This window comes from Agarivorans sp. QJM3NY_33 (assembly GCF_050870865.2).
Taxonomy (GTDB): domain Bacteria; phylum Pseudomonadota; class Gammaproteobacteria; order Enterobacterales; family Celerinatantimonadaceae; genus Agarivorans.
This window is the reverse complement of the sequence record NZ_CP194039.2, coordinates 1,592,397-1,613,082: the sequence shown is the minus strand read 5'-3', so window position 1 is coordinate 1,613,082 and position 20,686 is coordinate 1,592,397. Positions and strand designations below refer to the sequence as shown.

Genomic DNA, 20,686 nt, shown 5'->3' with positions numbered 1-20,686 from the left:
CTGAGTAATTACTTACGGCGCGCTTTATACCATAATTCGCCTTATGGATAAAGAAAAAGGCGAAGTTTTCGCTATTTTCCTCAGCCACTACAACTCCTCGTGTCCTTACGGTAAACTAACGCCATAACCTAGGTAAATACTCAACTATTAAACTCATGAGCATAGTAATAAAAACCCCAGAACAAATTGAAAAAATGCGCGTCGCTGGTCGTTTAGCGGCCGATGTACTCACCATGATAGCGCCCTACGTCAGGGTTGGCGTCAGCACTGAAGAACTGGACCAGCGTTGTCACGATTATATCGTCAATGAACAGGGCGCCATACCTGCCCCCTTAAACTACCACGGCTTTCCAAAGTCAATTTGTAGCTCGGTCAACGAAGTGGTTTGCCACGGGATCCCTTCTGCGTCGCATATTTTGCAAGATGGCGACGTAGTGAATCTGGACATTACCGTGATCAAAGACGGCTATCACGGAGATACCTCTCAAATGTTTTTGGTGGGAGAAACTAGCCCAGCCGATAAATTACTCTGTCGCGTCACCCAACAAGCCCTTTATCAAGCGATAAGAGTGGTGAAGCCAGGTAATAAAGTTTGCGACATTGGTAACGCAATTCAGAAATATTTGAAAAAAGGCAATTATCGTTATGGCATCGTGGATAATTTTTGTGGCCACGGCATCGGTGAGGGCTTTCATGAAGAGCCACAGATTATGCACTACCGCAATAATGACCGTACCGTGCTAAAACCGGGGATGTGTTTCACGATTGAACCGATGATCAACCAAGGTAAGAAAGGTAACTGGGTTGATGAAGAAGATGGCTGGACAGCAAGAACCAGCGACGGCAAAAATTCAGCCCAATGGGAGCATACCCTGCTGGTGACTAATGATGGCGTCGAAGTGCTGACTTTAAGAGACGAAGAAGACTTTCCTCGCATCATTAAGTATTAGTGTTAATTCATTTTAGTCACACAGGTTAAGTCATGGAAACGACGTTAGTATCCCCGCCCTTACCCAAGCCAGATGAGATATCGTTAAGCAGCTGTAAGTCGTATCTTGACCAATTACAAGAATACCTAACAGACCAATTTGACCAAGGCGTACATGTTGTCGAATTGGTTCTGTTGCGTTCGCGAAAGATGGACTTATTACTCACCCAATTGTGGCAGCACTTCGGCTTGGCCGATGAGTCGGCAATATCTTTGCTTGCCGTAGGCGGATATGGCCGCGGAGAACTTCACCCGCGTTCTGATATTGATATATTAATCCTTAGCCAACAAGCTGCGGCAAGTCAGATTGCAGACAAAATTAGCGCCTTTATTACCTTTCTTTGGGATATTCGGCTCGATGTTGGACAAAGTGTCCGTACGCTAGATGAATGCCTAGAGCTAGGCTTAATAGACATCACCATCGCCACCAACTTACAAGAATCCAGATTGTTGTTTGGTGACAGAGCACTTTATCAAAAACTTTGTTTAGCTGTATGCGCCGATAGTTTCTGGCCAAGTGATTCTTTTTTCCAAGCGAAGAAACAAGAACAGCTGACTCGACATCGCCAATACAAAGGCAATGCTTATTCTTTAGAACCCGATATTAAAGCCAATCCTGGCGGTTTACGTGACATTCAAACCATTTGTTGGGTTGCCGGCCGGCACTTTGGCAGTAGCGATTTAGAAGAGCTCACCAAACAAAACTTCTTAACTCAAGCAGAATGTAGAGAGTTACAGGACTGTCGTGATTTTCTGTGGCGAGTCCGTTTTGCTTTACATATTCACTTACCCAAGAGTGATGACCGACTACTATTTGATCGGCAACTAGCTGTCGCAAAGTCACTGGGTTATAGCGGCCAACACAACGCTCCTGTAGAGCGGCTCATGAAGCATTTTTTCCAAACAATACGACGAATATCTGAGCTCAATGAGATGCTACTTCAGCTATTTGATGAAGCAATCTTGGGTAATACCGCCATGGATGTGCGGGTCGTCGACCAACACTTTATGCTACGTGGCAATCTCATCGACAGTAACGATGCCCAGTTGTTTCTTCAACAACCCGAACAAATCATCATGATGTTCTTGCACATCGCTGAAAACCCCAAGATCACGGGGATTTACTCAGCGACCCTTCGCCAGCTCCGTGAGGCCAGACGGCGTTTAACCCATTGGCTTCAAGATGATGCTGAGTGTCGATATTATTTTAAACAACTAATCAAACATCCCAACGTCACTGGTTTACCGTTAAGTTTGATGCATCGCTACGGCGTGCTTTCGACCTATTTCCCGGCCTGGAGTCGAATTGTTGGACAGATGCAATTCGATTTATTTCATGCTTTTACCGTCGACGAGCATACCCATCGCCTGATTACCAAGATCCATTCCTTCAATGACACAGAGACTAAAACGGTCCATCCGCTGTGTTGCGAAATTTACCCTCGACTAGAGCGCCCCGACTTATTGGTTCTGGCTGCAATATTCCATGACATTGCGAAAGGCCGTAAAGGTGATCATTCCATCTTAGGTGCCGTTGATGCAGAAGAATTTTGTTTAGCGCATGGTTTTAGTAAACCCTCAGCAAGAACCGTTGCTTGGTTAGTCAAACACCATCTACTGATGTCTGTGACCGCACAACGACGTGATATTTATGATCCCGAAGTGATCGCTACATTTGCCAAAACCGTTCGCGATCAACGTCATTTAGATATGTTATTGTGCTTAACAGTTGCAGATATTTGTGCCACTAACGATGATACTTGGAATAGTTGGAAACGAACGCTATTACATGAACTTTACAGTGCCACTCAAAAAGCCTTGCGTCGTGGTTTAGAAAATCCTGTCGATATTCGTGGCGTAATCCGTGATAAGCAACAGAAAGCGATCGAACGGCTTGCCTTAAAAGGCTATTCCGAAGAACAAACCCGTATTCTATGGCAGCGTTTTAGGGCCGACTACTTTTTACGGCATACACCGCAGCAAATTGCTTGGCATAGTGACCATTTATGGGGCCACAGTGACGAACAACCATTGGTTTTAGTGAGCCGCAGAGCGACCCGTGGCGGTACTGAGATTTTTATCCACTGCCCCGACATCCCTCACTTATTTGCATCGGTGGCTGCTGAACTCGATCAAAAAAACCTCAATATTCACGACGCTCAAATCATGTCGAGTCGCGACGGATTTGTATTAGATACCTTTATGGTGCTGGACCGAGAAGGCCAACCGTTATCAGTTGAACGCGGTATATTGTTACAACAAACACTCGCAACCAAATTACACGTTGCGGTGCCCATCGATCTAAAACAACGTCGTGTCCCCAGACAAGTGCAACAGTTTTCTATTGCGCCTCGAGTTGAATTTTTACCCACAAAAGGGAAACGGACTTTAATTGAAATCATTGCTTTGGATAAGCCTGGCCTAGTGGCTCGGATCAGTGCAGTCTTTCAATCTTTTAATTACACCATTCATGCAGCTAAAATCACCACTATTGGTGAAAAAGCCGAAGATTTCTTTAGTATTAGTAATGCTGAACGGGAAAAACTTAGTCCAGAACAAAAGCAACAGCTTAAATCTATTCTGGAACAAGCACTCAAACAATAATGTTTATGCAGACTCAAACAATAAATGGAGACAATCATGTCTAAAGACTTTTTTAGTTACGCCATTGGTGTTGGCAGTAAAAACGCAAATGGCCAATGGCTAGAAGTTTTTTACCCAAGCCCTGTATTACACCCAAGCAAAGCAGAAGTATGTGAATTGACCAAGGGGCTCAATTATACCTCGGGAAAACAAGTAATAGAGCTTGATGACGCAGCAATGACTAGCCTACTGAACAATGCTAAATCCTTGGGGCTAAACGCGCAAGTGAGTGCCTTAGAAGCTTTAGCCAGTAGCCAACAACCTCGTGTATTGTGTTTACTCGAGGAAGATAATGCAGCCGAGTCCACTCCAGAAGCCTATCTAAAACTGCATTTACTGTCGCATCGTTTAGTCAAACCACATGGGACTGACTTAAGTGGTATCTTTGCGGTATTGCCAAATGTTGCATGGACTAACCAAGGCGCTATCGACCTAAGCGAGCTACCGGCTCGCCAACTGGAAGCACGAGCCAAAGGCGAGTTACTGCAAGTTAGTTCAGTGGATAAGTTCCCTAAAATGACCGATTACGTTGTGCCGAATGGGGTACGTATCGCTGCGACCTCTCGGGTACGCTTGGGAGCCTATCTTGGTGAAGGCACAACCGTCATGCATGAGGGTTTCTGCAACTTTAATGCGGGAACCGCTGGCACCAGCATGATTGAAGGGCGGATATCTGCTGGTGTATTTGTTGGCAAAGGCTCCGACCTTGGTGGTGGTTGCTCAACTATGGGTACCCTCTCTGGGGGCGGTAACATGGTAATTGCGGTAGGAGAAGAATCACTAATTGGTGCTAATGCCGGAACAGGTATCCCCTTGGGTGACCGCTGTACCATCGAATCAGGCCTATATATTACAGCAGGAACTAAAGTCATCTTAATCGATGAAAACAAACAATCGCTTGGAACCGTTAAGGCCCGTGAATTAGCAGGTAAATCAGACCTATTATTCCGCCGTAATAGTATCAGTGGTGCCATCGAGTGCCTAACCAATAAAACAGCAATTGCGCTAAATGAAGCGCTGCACGCCCATAACTAAGCCATCATACAACCAAGTGGCGCTCAGCCATTTGGTTGTATCTAAATATTTCATCATCAAATTCAAAAAACCACTTATTTCAGATTCCTTCTGATCCCTAATGCGCTATGCTGCTAATAACAGGCTCTGCAGTATGTTGCGGTGGCAGCTGTTCCAGTCTTCAGTTTAGCGATTTGTTATGAAGGAAAATCTATGTACGACAATCTAAAAAGTATTGGCATCACCAACCCAGCAGATATAGAGCGTTACAGCCTTCGCCAAGAAGCGATGTCTGACACACTAAAAATATACTTCCATAAAGAAAAAGGTGATTTTTTAACACGCAGTGTTAAGTTTAAATACCCTCGCCAAAAGAAAACCGTATTAGTGGATGGTGGACGTGGTACCTATAAAGATGTCTCTGAAATCAACACCAACCTGCGCTTTATTGTTGAAGAATTAGACAAAATCACCCGCCGAGATCAACAGGAAAAAGATACCAAACAGCAAGTGCTGGCAGAGCTGCGACATCTGGAAAAAGTAGTGAGTAGCAAAATTGCTGAAATTGAAGCTAAGTTAGAAAGACTTTAAGCAATAAATATTAACTCCCCTAATATTATCGCTTGGCACTTATTTCAGTATAAACGCTCGATGCACTTCTATCGGGCGTTTTGTATTTTAGGCTGAAATAAAAATATTAACAAGTTTATCGATTGATACCAATCTAACTCATTATCTGTTCATTGTTACTGCCCAAATCACCGCAAACTAGGTTATGTATCTTACAATTAGCGCTACTCATGACTGCACTTCATGCCTCGTTATCAGCACAATTAGTTGCTCATATCATGAATCAGATTGGTATTAGCAGAGCTGCACCATTCGTCATGTCTACAACCAAGCTTAAATTCACTTCTCTAGTACTAAAGAATAAACCGATGATATCTAATAGCGATCACTGGTATTCATAGCCGACGAACACATAATGAAGCCTAGTCTTTTAAGTTAGGGTCGTACCACCAACAAAGCGTACTTTTTATTATCAAATAAAAAGGAGGCCTAAGCCTCCTTTTCTAGATATTTAAAAACTTATACCGTTTTTAAATAACTTTCCATGTCAGTTTTTAGGTTATCAGATTTAGTACCAAAAATGGCTTGAACACCTTGGCCCGCGATCACCACACCAGCAGCACCTAAGGATTTCAGTGCCGGCTGATTAACCGACTCAACCGATTTCACTTGAATACGTAAGCGAGTAATACATGCATCTAAGCTAACGATGTTGTCTTTACCGCCAAAAGCATCCACTAAACTTTGAGACATTTTATCTTCAGATATAACGCCAATCTCAGCGCTGTCTTCGTCTTCACGACCCGGAGTTTTCAGGTCAAATTTAGCGATCACAACACGGAATACAACATAGTAAAGAGCTGCATAGCAGATACCCACAACAGGGAATAACCAAAGTTTCTGAGCGTTACTTGATAACACGATGAAATCAATTAAACCATGTGAGAAAGAAGTACCATGAACCATGCCTAAGCTATTAGTAATAACAAAAGCAAAACCAGCTAACAGCGCGTGAATCGCATATAACAATGGCGCAACAAATAGGAATGCAAACTCAATTGGTTCGGTGATACCAGTTAGAAATGATGTCAATGCCGCAGACACCATAATACCACCAACTTTAGCGCGGTTCTCTGGTTTAGCAGCATGCCAAATCGCAATAGCCGCTGCAGGTAAACCGTACATTTTGAACAAGTAGCCACCCGCTAACTGACCAAAACCGTTACCAGCGACACGTGACGCTTCATCGGCCTGTAGGTAACAAGTCAATACACCGTGAGCAATCTCACCGGAAGCTGTCGTACAAGTTCCCGCTTCGAAGAAAAATGGCACGTTCCAAACATGGTGAAGACCGAATGGAATGAGTGAACGCTCAACGATGCCGTAAATGCCAAAGGCTAATGTTGGGTTTTGTTCTGCCGCCCAATGAGAGAATACCGCAATGCCATTTCCAATAGGAGGCCAAATAAACGCAAGCGCAACACCTAAAAATATGGTTAGGAAACCAGTGATAATCGGCACACTACGTTTACCAGCAAAGAAGCCTAAATACGCTGGAAGCTGGAGTCGGAAGAAACGGTTAAAGGCCCAAGCTGCGACGCCACCTGATAGGATACCGCCGAGCACACCTGTATTAATAGAATCAACGCCCATAACCACTGCCATAACAGTTAGTGTTTTGGACATAATGTAAAAGCCAACAATAGATGCTAACGCAGCAACACCATCGTTATTGGTAAAACCAAGAGCAACACCCACAGCGAATAGCAACGCCATATTACCGAATACAGCATCACCTGCATTCATCATGAGTTGCGATATGATGTGAGGCATCCAGCTAAAGTCAGCTGCGCCAACCCCTAGCAAAATACCCGCAACCGGTAACACTGATACGGGTAGCATCAATGCTTTACCTACCTTTTGCGCTTGCGCAAACAAATTTTTAAACATAGTAAGCTCCTAAAGGGCTGTTTGTTGTACAAAATATAGCCTTGGTAATAAATTGACGATACGACCAACTTATTACCAGATTAAATATTTACTTCAAAGTCACCGCTAAATTGTTTATCGCGATTTCTGGGCGTAAGTGTAGGGGCATACGTTTCAAAAAAATGCGATTTAGAACAAGTTAAAGCCCTCATTTTGTAACAGTTTGTAACGACTTTATACCTTGTTGATAAATTAGCTTTTTTTGGTAACAAAGTACGATTATCAATGAGTTCTAAGCCACTACAGCTCACTAGTAAAAACCTCAAATTTTGATATAAAAATCTATTTTAAATAAAAAATAAAAATTAAATGACCAAAAAAATTTGAATTTATCAGCACTGAAAGGATTTTCATATTATTTGTGTGAGCAAGATCTCAAGACAAATTTACAAACTACTGAGACAATGTATTTCGACATATTATTTTACAATAGATCTAAAATTCAGCACAGGATGCTGACGCGTCGTCATTAACTATTTAAAATACAAGGTCCACTCAATGAAGTTAAAAACACTATCTCTTGCTTTGGCAGCTGTAACAATATCCTCTCAAACCTTTGCGATTAATCCTGAGTTTCACGGTTATATGCGATCAGGCATTGGTGCAACTGGTTCCGGAGGCGATCAAATGTGCTTTCAAGCCGATGGATCGCCCTACAAACACCGCTTAGGCAACGAATGTGAAACCTATGCAGAAATAGGTTTAAAAGCCAATGCTTGGGAAGAAGGTAACCAAAAGATGTCGGTGAATACTCTCTTCGCTTATTCAGTTGCCCAAGAAAAAGATTGGGAAGCTGAAGCCCCCGCGACTCGCGAAATGTATGTTGCCGGTGAAAATATGATCGAATCATTGGCTGGTGCAAACATCTGGGCCGGAAAACGTTATTACCAACGTCGAGACGTGCATCAAATCGATTACTACTACTTAGCAAATGCCGGAGCTGGTGGAGGGATAGAAAATATAAACCTTGGTTTTGCAAAACTTTCTGCCGCATGGATCCGCAATACAGAAGAAGCTTATTTCACCAACAAACAACAACCCATTGTAAATGATGAAGGATTAGAAAATTACTCAGGTAACAATATTGATTTACGTTTAGATGGTATTCAAACCAATCGAGATGGTTACTTAGGTATTGCTACAATTTACGGTGCATACAGCGACCAACAAGGTCAAGACTTCGCAGGTCAACAGCCCAACCACAATTTTGAAAACAGTGGACTCTTCATTCTTGCAGAACATACTCAAGAAAACTTCTTTGGTGGCTTTAATCAACTCTCTATCACCTATGCGACGGACGCAATGGCGAAAATTGGAGCTTTTGGTCAACTTAGCGGATTCAACTATAAAGAAACCAGCTCAAACCAAGCCAGCTATTACCGGATACTGAACCACGGTATGCTCAGCTTTTCTGAGCAGAATCTGGCCCTTACTTACGTGGTTAACTACGAGAACTACGATAAGGACGACCAACAGGGATCTTCATTATTCACGGTTGGTGTTCGCCCACAATACAACTGGAATAATCACTTATCGACTATCCTCGACGTGGGTTACGACGTCGTTGAATTCCAAGATGTGGCAAAAGCCAACGGTGAACAAGACAATAAACTCGCGAAGGTAACACTCGCGCAGCAATGGCAAGCAGGCCCAAGTGTATTTGCCCGCCCAGCGTTACGTGCATTTGCCACTTACGCTAAGTCTGATCAACGGATCTCCCGTGACACAAGCTCTAAAGATGAATTAACTTTTGGTCTACAAGCGGAAGCCTGGTGGTAAGCTAAACAGGAATTTTACTCACTCAAAATAAAGGCCACCATATATCGGTGGCCTTTAGCAATAAGCGAGATTAAAAGTTTCTTTGCGATAAACCGAGCTAGGCTCACTCACGATATCCACATAAATGAATATTATTAATTTTTAACTGCTTTAATAAAAGTATCACGAGCCGTCTGAGAGCCAGCATATTCGGCTTCTTCAACCAATTGTAAGGCCTTTTCAATATGACCGTCAGTCACCATTTTTTGGATCAACTGATTATAAAATAGTTCGGTTTCGGCCAACATTCCAGAATGGCGCTTACTGCGATGGTCACGAATAACTGGCTCACCAACTGCAGACTGACTAACAACCGCTTTCTGATTCGCTTGAACAGCCACTGCGGGAGTTGCATTTGAGCTGGAACTACTAAATAAAGGTCCAGATAACCAGTTAAGCGAATTTTCTGCGACATTAAACTGAACCTCAACCACACCTGTTGCTACATTGGGAAGCATCGGATCAGGGATCTGAGGGATATCATTGCCTCTTGCTTCTGCCTCCACCTTGGCTGGATGCGTGATCTGAGTTTTGCCCGTTTTTAAGGCATCCGTCGTATAAATAAGTAAGTATTCTTCCTTTTCTTGCGGGAGAGCCGCTCGGCGGATCGAAAAACTAGAGGTCAAGCGGTCGCGGCTAAAGCCTCTTGCTGGTTTATAAATAAAATTCTTTCCAGGAACCACGCGTGTGACTTCAAAATTACTATTTAATAGTACGACTTTTGGGGCAAATAACGATTCACGAATATAACTCGACACCGTAATTGGAAAGTCTGTGGTACTGTTTGGAATTTTATAAGCTAGAAAAAAACTTTTCCCACTATCGAAATTAAACGCAGGACTCCCTTTCCCAAGCACTTCATCAGCTAAATAATTAAAGTCTACAGTTTTATAATCAATATCCGCTAAGGAATTGCAACATAAAGCAGCAGAATCCAAAAGTTGATTTGAAACTTGAGGACTATAGTAATAGTCACCACTACCACCACTTACATTCAATCCTTTAAGTCCATTATTAGAGGAACATGCACTCAAGACCAATGCGGCCACTACTATCCAAAACCAATTATGTCGCACAAGAGACTCCCTTAAATAAACAAAAAGACCCTCAAAATAATATGTTTTTGAGGGTCTGGCTAGATAAAATATCAGTTTGTTTGAACTATAGTGTATCGGCTAAGCCTTACCACCAAGCTTCCACTTGTACACCGTATTCAAACTCGTTGTTTTTACCTTTAGCTAAGCTATCATTTTCATGGTCTTTCACATAAGAACCAAATAAGCGGATTTCAGGACGAGCCCAGAAACCAGGACCCGCGGAGATCGCTTGTGCTAAAGTCAACTTACTGTTTTTAGATTTACCCCATGAATCATCATCGGCATCATAGTAACCATACTCTAGAATAGTTTTGTGATAATCGCTCCATTTATAACTTGGGCGCACAACTGCATTCCAGTAATTATGGCTGCTGGCAAAATCATCGCGATCATAGGAAGCATAAACAGCCGCGTAAGCCAAATCTACAGACTTACCAAAGGTGACCACACCATGATCAATTACACGATATGCCTTACCACCATGACCACTGTTCTCAGAACCATACCAGTTACCACCACCAGTGTAACGAAGGGCATGTGCGTAACCTTCTGTACCATACTGAACCACAAATTTGTTAAAGCCGCCAGCAATACCAGTGGTCAACTGCGAGGTTAACATTACACCTGATTTTTCACCCTTATTTTCTGCGTCTTGCGCTTCAGTCTTATTGACGTAAGCATAAGTTACACCAAAGTCAAGGGTATTCGAACCACCGATCGACAAGCCAGTATAGCGAACATCAAACAAGTTTTGGTTACGAGCAGAACCTGTACCTTCTACATAATCACCGTTGCTATCATGACTTGCCTTAGTTACAAAGCCTTCTTGACGATCACTGCGAGTCCAGGCAAAACTCAGATTACCAGGGCCCACTGGGATATCTTCAATCCCTGCACCTGGACCTGAAACATCCCAGTAATAAAAGTCAAGAATATGAATATCGTTACGTTTATAGAAACGTTTACCCGCCCAGACAGAAGCGTCAGGAGCGAAAGGTAGAACGCCTTTTGCAACAACGTTCATTTCACGAATGGCGATATCTGTATCACCATCCTCATTATTACCGGTACCTGTCTTCGTCCCTTCCCAGTCATTATTTTGGTTAGATGTATAAGCAAGATTGCTACCAAAATCAAATTTAACTCCGCCTTTACTATATAGCTCTTGGCCTAGAATTAATTCTGCGTAGGTGTCACATTCATTACCTAAACGACCAACGTAAGTTTTGCTAACAGAACAGCTTTGGCCTCCATCGGCACCAAGGCCAATACCTGAGCGCATATAACCGTGAAAATCAACTGCGAAGGCGCTTGAAGAAATTGTTGCGGCAGCGACTGCTACAGCAAGTGTTTTCAGTTTCATAATCTAATCCTTTTCCTTTTGTATACTTATCCCTTACCTTGAACGGTAAGCGCTAACGGCGCATTTGTAAGTGTGCTTATAACCGCTAACTGAGGAGGATTATAGGGAGCAGGATCCCTCGCAACCTTGAACTGGATCACAGTTTAATTTTTATGAAAATGGCTTGAAAACAAGGTATTTAGCGATAAATCTTGCGTTAGATCACGTTGAAGACTGTCAGCGACAAAACACTTGAAAATGCTTTCAAGCACATTGAAAACCCTTTCAGTAGTCAAATAACCAAATTTATAACTAAAAGTTAAAGTAAAACCCTAAAGGTGGTAATTTTATTACGCGACAATGAAAACCCTTTCATGGTTCAAAAAAGCTTTCCGTTTTGTGATGCATATCACGTATAATAATGGAACTAATTCCAAGACATCAGCTGAAATAGCTTAATCCAGCGCTCAGGAAGGGGACTCTCTATCAGAATATCTTTAGCAGAATAAGGATGCACAAAACCAATTTGCTTAGAAATCAACCAAAGCCCTGGGTGCCCTAAGCTTTTAAACAGTCGATTATGTCGCCCATCACCATAGGTGGTGTCACCAATAATATGGTGACTCAGGTGATGCATATGCCGACGCAGTTGGTGCTTTCTTCCTGTTCTAGGTTTCAAACTCAACAAACTATATCGTGATGTTGCAAATTTTCCACTCGGGTAAGGTAACTCGACCTGAGCTAAACCACGATAACAGGTAAAGGCCGACTGAGCTGGTTTATCCTGTTGGGCCCTTCCATCGACCATCTTGTCGTGCTTTTCTTTTAATGGGTAATCCAACTGATGCTCGCCTTCCACATAACCTCTAACCACCGCTAAGTACTCTTTATATACTCGGTGACTGGCGAACTGCTCTGCCAATTTTTTTGCTGCCTCCGAAGAGGTTGCCATCACCAAAACTCCACAGGTAGGACGGTCGAGTCGGTGTACCGGGTAAACATAATGACCCAATTGATCGCGTAAAATTTGCAGCGCAAATTGAGTGGCTTCTTTAGCTATCCAACTACGATGAACCAATAAGCCTGCTGGTTTATATATCGCAACATAGTGCTCATCTTGATATAACACGGTCAATTCACAAGGGATCGCTTCAACCAGCTCTGTGTTTAAATCTAGGTTTTCAGTCATCGTTAAAACTCTGATCAAATAGGCTCAAAAGCAACAACAAATCACGATTGTCCTTTGGAGAGTGTTTCAATGCCTCTTCGGCATAGGGCGTGATAGCAATGCGGCGAGGCAGCGGGCGCCCTTCATCCAATAAAGTATGCAGCCGAGGCAGCAAAATAAACTGTAGCCACTGCTCTAAGTTCAGTGTATCTACACAAAATGGTTGAGTGCTTTGTAATAAATCGGGATGAGGCGGTAAATCTTGCCAACATTGATTTTTCTTTAAGCAGCGCTCAATGGCGAATAACTGCTCTCTGATCTTAAAACGCATACAATGATAATCTTAAAAGCCGCGATTATAACATTGCTTACTGGTGAACGGCAGCTTAACGCTGCATAAGCTAAAGCTTCCCCAATAATTGCTCTCAAGAAGATAAATGTGGATACTGAGGCCAACAGCGTCAACTCAAAACAAAAACTAATCTTAAGTTATGAATAATACAAACACACTAAGTGACATCCTGTTGCTTTCCGGCAGTGAACTACGCGTCTATGAAATGGGCAGACAAATTCAGCAGATTGATAATCAAGATTTCCAAAAAGTTGAAACTAATGACTTACCCTACCCCGCGCCAATTCAACAGCAAGCTCGATTTGCTTTATGTTTCTGGCAAAAGCAGCAAGCCAATACCCCCTATATCTGGTTTTTACAATTCCCGGTTGATGAACAAGGTTTCATACAACTCGGGGCACGTGACCAGTTTATTCAATTGGTGATTGAAGCCTTGGGGCAACAGCTTGACCAACAACCCAATCAACAGCAACAACAAGCTTTAGCAAATAACCAGTACATTTTTAAGCCGATTGAAGAAAAATTGGCTTATTTTAATGCGCTCTATAAAAAGCATTGCGCACTGCCACCTTCCAAACATTACCCGTCAGTACGGGGCTACTTACAAGGCTCCGCTTGGGATAAATGGCCGCAGCTAGCTCTACAGGGGCTCGCCGATATTGTTGCTCGGCTCGATAGAGATGATAATAGTAAACTACTGGCAAAGGCTTTCCCTCACTTACCAATGGAAGTCGCAAACAAAACTCTAGAGTTACTGGAACACGCCAGTATCGATCAACAACTCAGTCACGTGATTGCACAACAGCACACTCTAACTTTGACAAGAGATGAGAATTTAGCGAGCCTTTACCTTCGAGCCTTAGCGGGTTGTACCGTTCCCAGCATAGTGAACAAAGCCCTCAACGCTCAGCTCGGAGCTGCCCAGTCAATCCATAGCTTTATTGCCATTGCTGGTCGCTTATGGCGTGTTTTAGAACAGCCACACCAGCTCAGAATATTTCTTGAGGCTCTCGCAACACAACAAGATGACCAATTATTTCAGCAAATCTTTGCTGATCTGGTGTTTATTCCTTCGTTACGCAGCTTCGTTCTCGCCCAATTGAGGGATCCCAACAACAGCACCAATTTACAAGCAGCGATTCAACAGTTAGTGCGAAGTTACCAACCTGCTACCAGCCACTAAGGTCCATCAAGATGTCACAAAATATCGTTCTATTAGCTATCAAATCCCTGATTGACGAGAATAAGCAACCCAGCTTAGCGCTGATTAAAGCTCGGCTCAGTGTTCGCCAACCCATGCCAGTCGTTATCGCCGCATTGAATGCCTATAAACGAGATCCGACTATCATCAAGCAACTCACCATAGAGCAGCCCGTAACGACTAACAAAAGCGAGCGACAATCATTGGAGCAGCGTATCACGCATTTAGAATCGCAGCTTGCGCTGTTAGTCACTCGTATTAATCAACTTGAGTCAAAATCCTAAGATGTATCTCGCAATCATAGAGCTAGAATGCTTTGCTGATACCACCATTAGCCAAGCAGAAAAAGCAATTAACCAACTACTTGATTGCTGGCGCTATAACGGTCAGATCATTGGTCGAGAATTTCCAATAGTCTTAAAAGATGCCGTATTTAGTGTCCGAGTGCTTTGTCCAGAAGTCGATAGTCTACAAGAAAACTATCAGAGTCAGCAGGTCAAACACGCCAAACAGGCCCTAAGCGAAGCAAGTTTACTCAGCCCCAAAGTAAAAATATTAGGCCGCGACATTAATGCCGATGACAGCGACAATTGCCTTAGCCCCTCGTGGCAAATTCTCTATACCAATTATTTACAAACCTGTTCTCCGCTGCGTTGTGGAGAACACTTTACACCGATGCCTCTTTATCACTTTCCTGCCGTTGCAAATGGTGACCATCGACAGTTGATAAAATGGCAAGAAGACTGGTCTGCTTGCGACCAATTGCAAATGAATGGCAGTATATTGGAGTTCAGTGCTATACAAGAAATAAGTAGTACCCATAGCCGCTTATTTCAACGCGGCTCAGATTTATGCAAGCGCCTAGAATACTTAACGAAGACCCCGACCTACTTATATTTATATCGCGTCGGCGGCGACAGCTTATTAGCCGAAAGCCAACGTCACTGTCCCAGCTGCAACCAGCCATGGCGATTAACAGAAAACCTACACGATATTTTAGACTTTAAATGCGAACGCTGCCGCTTGGTATCGAATATCTCTTGGGATTTTAAATCTTAGTCCGCTAAGCTCAATTGCTCTAAAAACTCATCAAGCGTGCTCGCCAGCACGCGCTCAACCCCCTTACCTAACTGCTCAAGTAACACTTCACCGCTATTATTATCAATACTCACGATTTGCATTTCGTCATCAGTTGTCGCAATAAATACCGTTGGAGGCTGCTTTAAACGACGCTGCATGAGTAAATGACCTATCATATTTTCCAACAATAGCTCGAAATCTTGCTCATTCCACGGTTGAACTAATTCAATGCGATTATTTTGAAAATTAACTACCAGGCTTGAGGCATAATAATCGCCATAAAAAGATTTAATACTTGGATGTAGTGTCAATTCTAAAGCCGTTTCGATACCACTAAAATCTGCAGCTATTTTCCGAACAACCGGGTGCCAATCGACTTGCTGTTGTTGAGGGGAGCTTAGAATACATGGTGAAAGCCATTGTTCATCATAATCGAGTTTAGGGTAGCTCGAATTTTGCCATTGCTGTTCAAACTTCGCATAAATAGAGGCCAGTGGTGAGGATATCGTACTGCTCATTGATGTGTTTCGTTTCGATTTAAGATAAACTAAGCCTAACCAATTCGATCGAATAAAACCATGACAAAACAGCCTGTAAACACCACTGAACAGCTAAAAGAGCGATTAAGTCTCGGTAAACCGACCGACTACATTAGTCATTATTCACCGCAACTGTTACAAGGCGTACCACGCCAATTAAATCGTCAACAATTAAATATTGTAGAAGCGCAAACACTGCCCTTTTCGGGATATGACTTATGGAACCTCTACGAACTCTCGTGGCTAAATGAGAATGGACTTCCAACCGTAGCCGTCGCTGAAGTGAAAATAATGGCTAGCTCTCGATGTTTGATCGAATCAAAATCATTCAAGTTATATCTCAATAGCTTTAACCAGAGCCACTTTGCCAACTTTTCTGCCGTTGAAAAAGTACTAAGACGCGATCTAGCGCAATGCGCCGAAGGTGAAGTAGAAGTAACACTGAGCAACATTGATAGCACCTTCGACACTCGCACGATACCGGGTCTAAATATCGACCAGCAAGATGATATTAAAATTTTAAGTTATCAACTCGATCCTTCTTTACTTGAAGGTGCCGCAGATCCTAATCTTATCGTACATGAATCACTTAACAGCCACTTGCTCAAGTCTAACTGTTTGGTAACCAATCAACCAGATTGGGCAAGTTTATATATCGATTACCAAGGGCCTAAAATCAATCAGCAAGCCTTATTAAAATATCTAGTCTCATTCCGCCAACATAATGAATTTCATGAGCAATGTGTTGAAAGAATTTTCACCGACCTAAAACATTATTGCCAGCCCAAGACGCTCACAGTCTATGCCAGATATACGCGGCGTGGCGGCTTAGATATTAATCCAATGCGCAGCGATGATCCCCTAGCAAGCACAAAACTAGGAAATTGGCGCTTAATTCGCCAGTAATATAATGCCCAATTTCTCGCTAAAATCGTATTTATGGTTTGCCCTTGTATTACTCTGCGGGCCGTTTTCTGCCAATAGCTGGGCCTATGAAAATGGCTTTATTAATGTTCCTAAAACATTAGAACCGTTACGCCAACAGCTGATAGCCAACCCTAGGAATTGCCTAGAACATTTAGCGAAAACACTGAACCAACAGGAGACGACCACTGAGCAAACGGTAACAACAGGTACAATCGACATACTCCGCTATCAAATTGCCGCTTTATGTGCCTACCGCACCAATAATCCACAACAAGCTCAGGTCTATATTCATCATGCCATTCGCTTAGCAAAACAACAGCCAACCCATTTAACTCAAGCCTATATTATTGCAGCACTCACCATGAGTAGTGACCCCAAATGGGCAATACAGGCACAAGATTATATCGCTTTAGCACAAGCTGGTATCGAAAAGCTAAAGATCTTCCCCTTATCTAACATGCGCTTTCAACTACAAAAAGTGCAGGCGCTTTACTACCAAAACCAAGGTAAAAATAACGAAGCCAAAAACCATCTATTAAAAGCGAAGGAAGAGGCTTATACCAGTAAATCACCGATACTCAGGGCGTGGTCTGAAGCCTTACTGGCAGATTATTATTTGTTAAATAAACAGCCTGAATTAGCGCTCAATCACCTAACAGAGGCGGAGTTAGATGATCAAGACATCCACAATAATGAAGCCTTGCTACTCAACAGCAAACTCAAAGCCAATATGGCACAGGTCTATTTGGAGCAAGGTGAGCTGGTTATCGCTCAGCAGTTTCAACAGGATGCCATCGATGATGCCGCAAGTCTCAATAATCTCGATCTACAGGCTGAAGAAATAACTAAACTAGCGGATATGACCAAGCTCGCCAAGGACAATGACGCAGCTCTGGTGCACTATCTAAATGCAAAAGAAATAGCAAAGGCCAATCATAACTTACCGCTATTGGCCGACATTGAACTGCGCCTAGGCAGCACCTATATGGAATTCACAGACTACACGCCAGCTTTAGTTCATCTACAAATCGCTAGACAATTATTTACTCGATTAAATCAACCCAGTAAATTGTTACATAGCTTACTACTGTTAGGCGAATTACATATCAACAACCATGAGAGTGGCTTAGCTATTTTACAACTAGAAAAAGCTGAAGCTTTAGCCAACACCATTGGCTTATCGAATAGCCATAGCAAAGTATACAAGTTACTCACCGAAGCCTACGAGAAAAATGGCAATTACGCCCTCGCCTTAGAAGAATTTAAAATTTACCACAGCTTAAACCAACAATATCAACAGATAAGTAACGAGCTAAAACGTGAACAATTTAAGCAACACTATCAGTATATTGAACAAGCCCAACAGTTATCCGATCTGACCAAAGAAAAAGCCTTAATACAGCAACAAAGTAGCTTTCAGCAACTGGTCTTAGTCTTAGTCTGCGTTTTTGCAGTGATGATATTATTTTTATTCTTAATCACTAGGCAGAAACTGTTATCAAGAAAAGCCTTAGTGAGGCATCTAAACCAACAGCTGAACCAGCATCCCATTACGGGTTGGCAACAACTAGCCAACAGCGATAGCCCCTTACAATATTTACGCAAGCAACATCTCTCATCAACGCAATCAACGCAAGTTCTGTTGCTGATATCTATTGAGCATCTCAGCACCGTTGGCCAACACAGCTTAGGGTTTAAACTTCGTAGGGAATTCAACAAAAATGTGATTGAAGCGCTGATAACTCAGTTTGATAAAGATTATCAATTAGGACATATCAACGATCATCAGCTACTCATTTGCCTCTCTTTGAAGCAACTATCCGCTGAACAAATTTGCAGAATGGTGGTTGATGAAGCAGAAAGATATGCTATAAAGCAAAAGCTTAAGTTGATAATTTCGATTGGCACTTGTATTGCCCCATTTTTAACTAAAGCCGAAGATGCAATTGACGATAGCGGAATGACCGAAGTTTTATGGCTCGCTTTAGAAGGGGCTCAACAACTATCGGCTCACACGCAACAGAACCAATGGGTAGAGTTAACAGCAATGAAAGGTTCACATGCTGCATTTTTCTGTAGTGATATAAGACAAGATGTAAAACAGGCAATAAGCAAGGGCTTAGTAAAAGTGAATTCATCCACTGATAAGAGCATAATCAATTGGTAGGTATAGATGACTATTTGCCTTAACATTTGCAGACCCAACAACTATAGTTGTCGTAGATCTCGTGTTATGCTAATCGCAGTTATTAGGCATACTAGGATGTGTTGGTTTAAACGATGAGCGATATCATCACGATTAAGAAACGCCTCGCGTTGGTGAGAAACAATATAGAAAACTCCACCCAGAATGTTTTAGGCCAAGAGGCAAAGGTTAGAATGGAAAAGAAATCAATAAGCCAACTAATTTCAAGCCTTTCTAAAATTTGTTATGGCTTAGATGAACAACTTGATAATAAACTACAGCAACTAATCAAGGATGTTGAGAGTAATGACGACTTGTCAGCTATTTCGCAATATCAAAACGAATTAGATGGCCTATTTAAACAACATAGTAAGACCTTAAAAACGGTCCTCGCTCACAACCAACGAATTATCAAAACGTCGGGGGAATCACTTAAACGAATTAATGGTTTACCTCCTCAATTACGCCGCAAACTGACTGATTTTTTAGAGCAGAGCCCAGCTTATTCTCACAGCGATAATCAGGCTCGTATCGAACAGTTACTCAATTATTATTATCAAGCGCTACTCAATAAACCTTCAATAGGCGGAGCTCACACCAGTAATGAAAATGTTACCGCTGTAAAGCCGAAAGAAAGTATTTTAGATAGTCGTTTACACACTCGCATTTGTGATGATTTACAACGTTTGATCACCGAACTAGATTATAGCGGTGAAGTCGGTAACAAACTGGCACAGATACGTTCTGACTTATTAGTAGGTATAGAACCTAGCGACTTGCCTAGCTTGTGTATCAATGTGATTCAACTCATCATCGAAGGCAGTCGTGAAGAACGTAAAGCCGCTCAAGAGTTTTTATACTCTTTAAACGAAAGTTTAGGCGGTGCCCACGATCAGTTTGTCGACTCGCTAAGTCAATCTAAGTCAATCCATCAAAATCAGCAGCAAAATAACAGCGTATTAAAAGACCGTATACTAGAGCTCGGTGCGGAAGTACGCTCTAGCAGTAACTTAGATAGTTTAAAGCATTCAATCCAAAATCGCTTAATTCAGATTACCGACGTATTCAAAGAAAAAGAACAACTAGAACAACGAACGACTGAGTTATTGAACGAACTTGGTGAAGTTGAATTAAAGCTTCGTTTGGTTCGAGAAGAAACTCAAGAGTATAAAAAGCGACTCAATGCTCACAAACATAAATTGTTCATCGATAGTCTCACTCAAGTATACAACCGAGCAGCCTTAGACGAACGTTTAGAGCTCGAGTACAAACGCTGGAAGCGTTATGGTTATAATTTGGGCATGGCTATTATTGACATTGACCACTTTAAATCAATTAATGATCAGTTTGGCCATATGGCTGGTGATAAAGCACTCAAAGTGATCGCCAGAGCGTTGCAGAATAGCCTGCGAGATACCGACTTTTTAGCTCGTTTTGGCGGTGAAGAATTCGTTTTATTGATGCCGAATATCTCACCTGACGCAGTGATGGTGCCACTTGACAATATTCGCGAACAGATTAAGACCCTGCCCTTTCGATTTAAAGAAAAACAGGTTTCAATTACGGTTTCTATTGGTGCAACCCTTTTTAAAGATAGCGATAAACCGCTTGATGCATTCGAGCGTGCAGACCAAGCTTTATACGAGTCAAAAAGCAGTGGTCGTGACAAAGTCAACTTAATCAACTAGTTATTTATGAAGTAATACGAAATAAGTATCAGCTAACACCACTCCTCACGTTATACTGTTATGGTAAAGTAACCTGAAATAGACG

At 42.3% G+C, this 20,686-nt stretch carries 17 protein-coding genes; 11 read left to right on the top strand and 6 right to left on the bottom strand.

The genetic code is table 11. From position 1 onward, the window contains the following. Positions 1 to 155: 155 nt before the first annotated feature. The 4 genes from map to ACRRSY_RS07235 all read left to right on the top strand — a co-directional run bounded on the left by map (position 156) and on the right by ACRRSY_RS07235 (position 5,236). Entirely contained in the window at positions 156 to 950 is a 795-nt protein-coding gene (map, locus tag ACRRSY_RS07250; RefSeq protein WP_432453853.1) for a type I methionyl aminopeptidase, read from the top strand. A gap of 32 nt (positions 951 to 982) precedes the next feature. After that, entirely contained in the window at positions 983 to 3,592 is a 2,610-nt protein-coding gene (gene glnD, locus ACRRSY_RS07245) for a bifunctional uridylyltransferase/uridylyl-removing protein GlnD (protein ID WP_432464692.1), read from the top strand. 36 nt (positions 3,593 to 3,628) lie between these two features. After that, positions 3,629 to 4,666, top strand: coding sequence for a 2,3,4,5-tetrahydropyridine-2,6-dicarboxylate N-succinyltransferase (dapD, locus tag ACRRSY_RS07240; protein WP_432464691.1), 1,038 nt, complete (start codon positions 3,629 to 3,631; stop codon positions 4,664 to 4,666). A 192-nt stretch (positions 4,667 to 4,858) separates the two neighbouring features. Beyond that, positions 4,859 to 5,236: a DUF3461 family protein gene (locus ACRRSY_RS07235; RefSeq protein ID WP_432453856.1), complete on the top strand. Its 378-nt coding sequence runs from the start codon at positions 4,859 to 4,861 to the stop codon at positions 5,234 to 5,236. Between the two features lie 498 nt (positions 5,237 to 5,734). Here the strand turns inward: ACRRSY_RS07235 and ptsG are convergent, their stop codons facing one another. Then, on the bottom strand, positions 5,735 to 7,165 hold the full coding sequence (gene ptsG / locus ACRRSY_RS07230) for a PTS glucose transporter subunit IIBC (protein ID WP_432453857.1): 1,431 nt from the start codon (positions 7,163 to 7,165) through the stop codon (positions 5,735 to 5,737). A 537-nt stretch (positions 7,166 to 7,702) separates the two neighbouring features. Between ptsG and lamB the strand changes: the two genes are divergently transcribed. Next, on the top strand, positions 7,703 to 8,983 hold the full coding sequence (lamB, locus tag ACRRSY_RS07225; RefSeq protein ID WP_432464690.1) for a maltoporin LamB: 1,281 nt from the start codon (positions 7,703 to 7,705) through the stop codon (positions 8,981 to 8,983). Positions 8,984 to 9,117: 134 nt separating this feature from the next. Here lamB and ACRRSY_RS07220 read toward each other — a convergent pair whose 3' ends face one another. From ACRRSY_RS07220 to ACRRSY_RS07205, 4 genes are all read right to left on the bottom strand, one after another. Continuing rightward, entirely contained in the window at positions 9,118 to 10,098 is a 981-nt protein-coding gene (locus tag ACRRSY_RS07220) for a MalM family protein (protein WP_432464689.1), read from the bottom strand. Between the two features lie 106 nt (positions 10,099 to 10,204). Beyond that, entirely contained in the window at positions 10,205 to 11,482 is a 1,278-nt protein-coding gene (locus ACRRSY_RS07215) for a maltoporin (RefSeq protein WP_432464687.1), read from the bottom strand. Positions 11,483 to 11,888: 406 nt separating this feature from the next. Continuing rightward, positions 11,889 to 12,650, bottom strand: coding sequence for a tRNA pseudouridine(65) synthase TruC (gene truC, locus ACRRSY_RS07210; protein WP_432464686.1), 762 nt, complete (start codon positions 12,648 to 12,650; stop codon positions 11,889 to 11,891). Continuing rightward, entirely contained in the window at positions 12,643 to 12,960 is a 318-nt protein-coding gene (locus ACRRSY_RS07205) for a YqcC family protein (RefSeq protein WP_432458998.1), read from the bottom strand. Before ACRRSY_RS07205 ends, truC begins: the two co-directional genes overlap by 8 nt. Positions 12,961 to 13,120: 160 nt before the next feature. On the opposite strand from ACRRSY_RS07205, the gene ACRRSY_RS07200 reads away from it, so the two are divergent. Genes ACRRSY_RS07200 through ACRRSY_RS07190 form a run of 3 tightly spaced genes read left to right on the top strand, consistent with a single transcriptional unit; the run spans position 13,121 to position 15,241 of the window. Then, positions 13,121 to 14,164 carry a DUF3549 family protein gene (locus ACRRSY_RS07200; protein ID WP_432458997.1) on the top strand — a complete coding sequence of 348 codons (1,044 nt, stop codon included), beginning with the start codon at positions 13,121 to 13,123 and terminating at the stop codon, positions 14,162 to 14,164. 11 nt (positions 14,165 to 14,175) lie between these two features. Continuing rightward, positions 14,176 to 14,466: a hypothetical protein gene (locus ACRRSY_RS07195; protein WP_432453864.1), complete on the top strand. Its 291-nt coding sequence runs from the start codon at positions 14,176 to 14,178 to the stop codon at positions 14,464 to 14,466. Between the two features lies 1 nt (position 14,467). After that, positions 14,468 to 15,241 carry a Zn-ribbon-containing protein gene (locus tag ACRRSY_RS07190; RefSeq protein ID WP_432453865.1) on the top strand — a complete coding sequence of 258 codons (774 nt, stop codon included), beginning with the start codon at positions 14,468 to 14,470 and terminating at the stop codon, positions 15,239 to 15,241. Here ACRRSY_RS07190 and syd read toward each other — a convergent pair. Next, on the bottom strand, positions 15,238 to 15,780 hold the full coding sequence (syd, locus tag ACRRSY_RS07185; protein WP_432464685.1) for a SecY-interacting protein: 543 nt from the start codon (positions 15,778 to 15,780) through the stop codon (positions 15,238 to 15,240). The genes ACRRSY_RS07190 and syd overlap by 4 nt on opposite strands. 60 nt (positions 15,781 to 15,840) lie before the next feature. Here syd and queF point away from each other — a divergent pair, with 60 nt between their 5' ends. The 3 genes from queF to ACRRSY_RS07170 all read left to right on the top strand — a co-directional run bounded on the left by queF (position 15,841) and on the right by ACRRSY_RS07170 (position 20,601). Beyond that, the gene (gene queF / locus ACRRSY_RS07180; protein WP_432464682.1) at positions 15,841 to 16,707 is read left to right on the top strand and encodes an NADPH-dependent 7-cyano-7-deazaguanine reductase QueF; all 867 of its coding nucleotides are present in this window, start codon (positions 15,841 to 15,843) and stop codon (positions 16,705 to 16,707) included. 4 nt (positions 16,708 to 16,711) lie between these two features. Continuing rightward, the gene (locus ACRRSY_RS07175) at positions 16,712 to 18,895 is read left to right on the top strand and encodes a tetratricopeptide repeat protein (RefSeq protein ID WP_432464681.1); all 2,184 of its coding nucleotides are present in this window, start codon (positions 16,712 to 16,714) and stop codon (positions 18,893 to 18,895) included. A gap of 113 nt (positions 18,896 to 19,008) precedes the next feature. After that, complete coding sequence (locus tag ACRRSY_RS07170; RefSeq protein ID WP_432453869.1) at positions 19,009 to 20,601, top strand: GGDEF domain-containing protein; 1,593 nt, start codon at positions 19,009 to 19,011, stop codon at positions 20,599 to 20,601. The last annotated feature ends 85 nt before the right edge of the window (positions 20,602 to 20,686 follow it).

Coding starts and splice junctions, on each gene's coding strand:
- map (WP_432453853.1), top strand. CDS start 156: ATGAGCATAGTAATAAAAACCCCAGAACAAATTGAAAAAATGCGCGTC.
- glnD (WP_432464692.1), top strand. CDS start 983: ATGGAAACGACGTTAGTATCCCCGCCCTTACCCAAGCCAGATGAGATA.
- dapD (WP_432464691.1), top strand. CDS start 3,629: ATGTCTAAAGACTTTTTTAGTTACGCCATTGGTGTTGGCAGTAAAAAC.
- ACRRSY_RS07235 (WP_432453856.1), top strand. CDS start 4,859: ATGTACGACAATCTAAAAAGTATTGGCATCACCAACCCAGCAGATATA.
- ptsG (WP_432453857.1), bottom strand. CDS start 7,165: ATGTTTAAAAATTTGTTTGCGCAAGCGCAAAAGGTAGGTAAAGCATTG.
- lamB (WP_432464690.1), top strand. CDS start 7,703: ATGAAGTTAAAAACACTATCTCTTGCTTTGGCAGCTGTAACAATATCC.
- ACRRSY_RS07215 (WP_432464687.1), bottom strand. CDS start 11,482: ATGAAACTGAAAACACTTGCTGTAGCAGTCGCTGCCGCAACAATTTCT.
- truC (WP_432464686.1), bottom strand. CDS start 12,650: ATGACTGAAAACCTAGATTTAAACACAGAGCTGGTTGAAGCGATCCCT.
- ACRRSY_RS07205 (WP_432458998.1), bottom strand. CDS start 12,960: ATGCGTTTTAAGATCAGAGAGCAGTTATTCGCCATTGAGCGCTGCTTA.
- ACRRSY_RS07200 (WP_432458997.1), top strand. CDS start 13,121: ATGAATAATACAAACACACTAAGTGACATCCTGTTGCTTTCCGGCAGT.
- ACRRSY_RS07195 (WP_432453864.1), top strand. CDS start 14,176: ATGTCACAAAATATCGTTCTATTAGCTATCAAATCCCTGATTGACGAG.
- ACRRSY_RS07190 (WP_432453865.1), top strand. CDS start 14,468: ATGTATCTCGCAATCATAGAGCTAGAATGCTTTGCTGATACCACCATT.
- syd (WP_432464685.1), bottom strand. CDS start 15,780: ATGAGCAGTACGATATCCTCACCACTGGCCTCTATTTATGCGAAGTTT.
- queF (WP_432464682.1), top strand. CDS start 15,841: ATGACAAAACAGCCTGTAAACACCACTGAACAGCTAAAAGAGCGATTA.
- ACRRSY_RS07175 (WP_432464681.1), top strand. CDS start 16,712: ATGCCCAATTTCTCGCTAAAATCGTATTTATGGTTTGCCCTTGTATTA.
- ACRRSY_RS07170 (WP_432453869.1), top strand. CDS start 19,009: ATGAGCGATATCATCACGATTAAGAAACGCCTCGCGTTGGTGAGAAAC.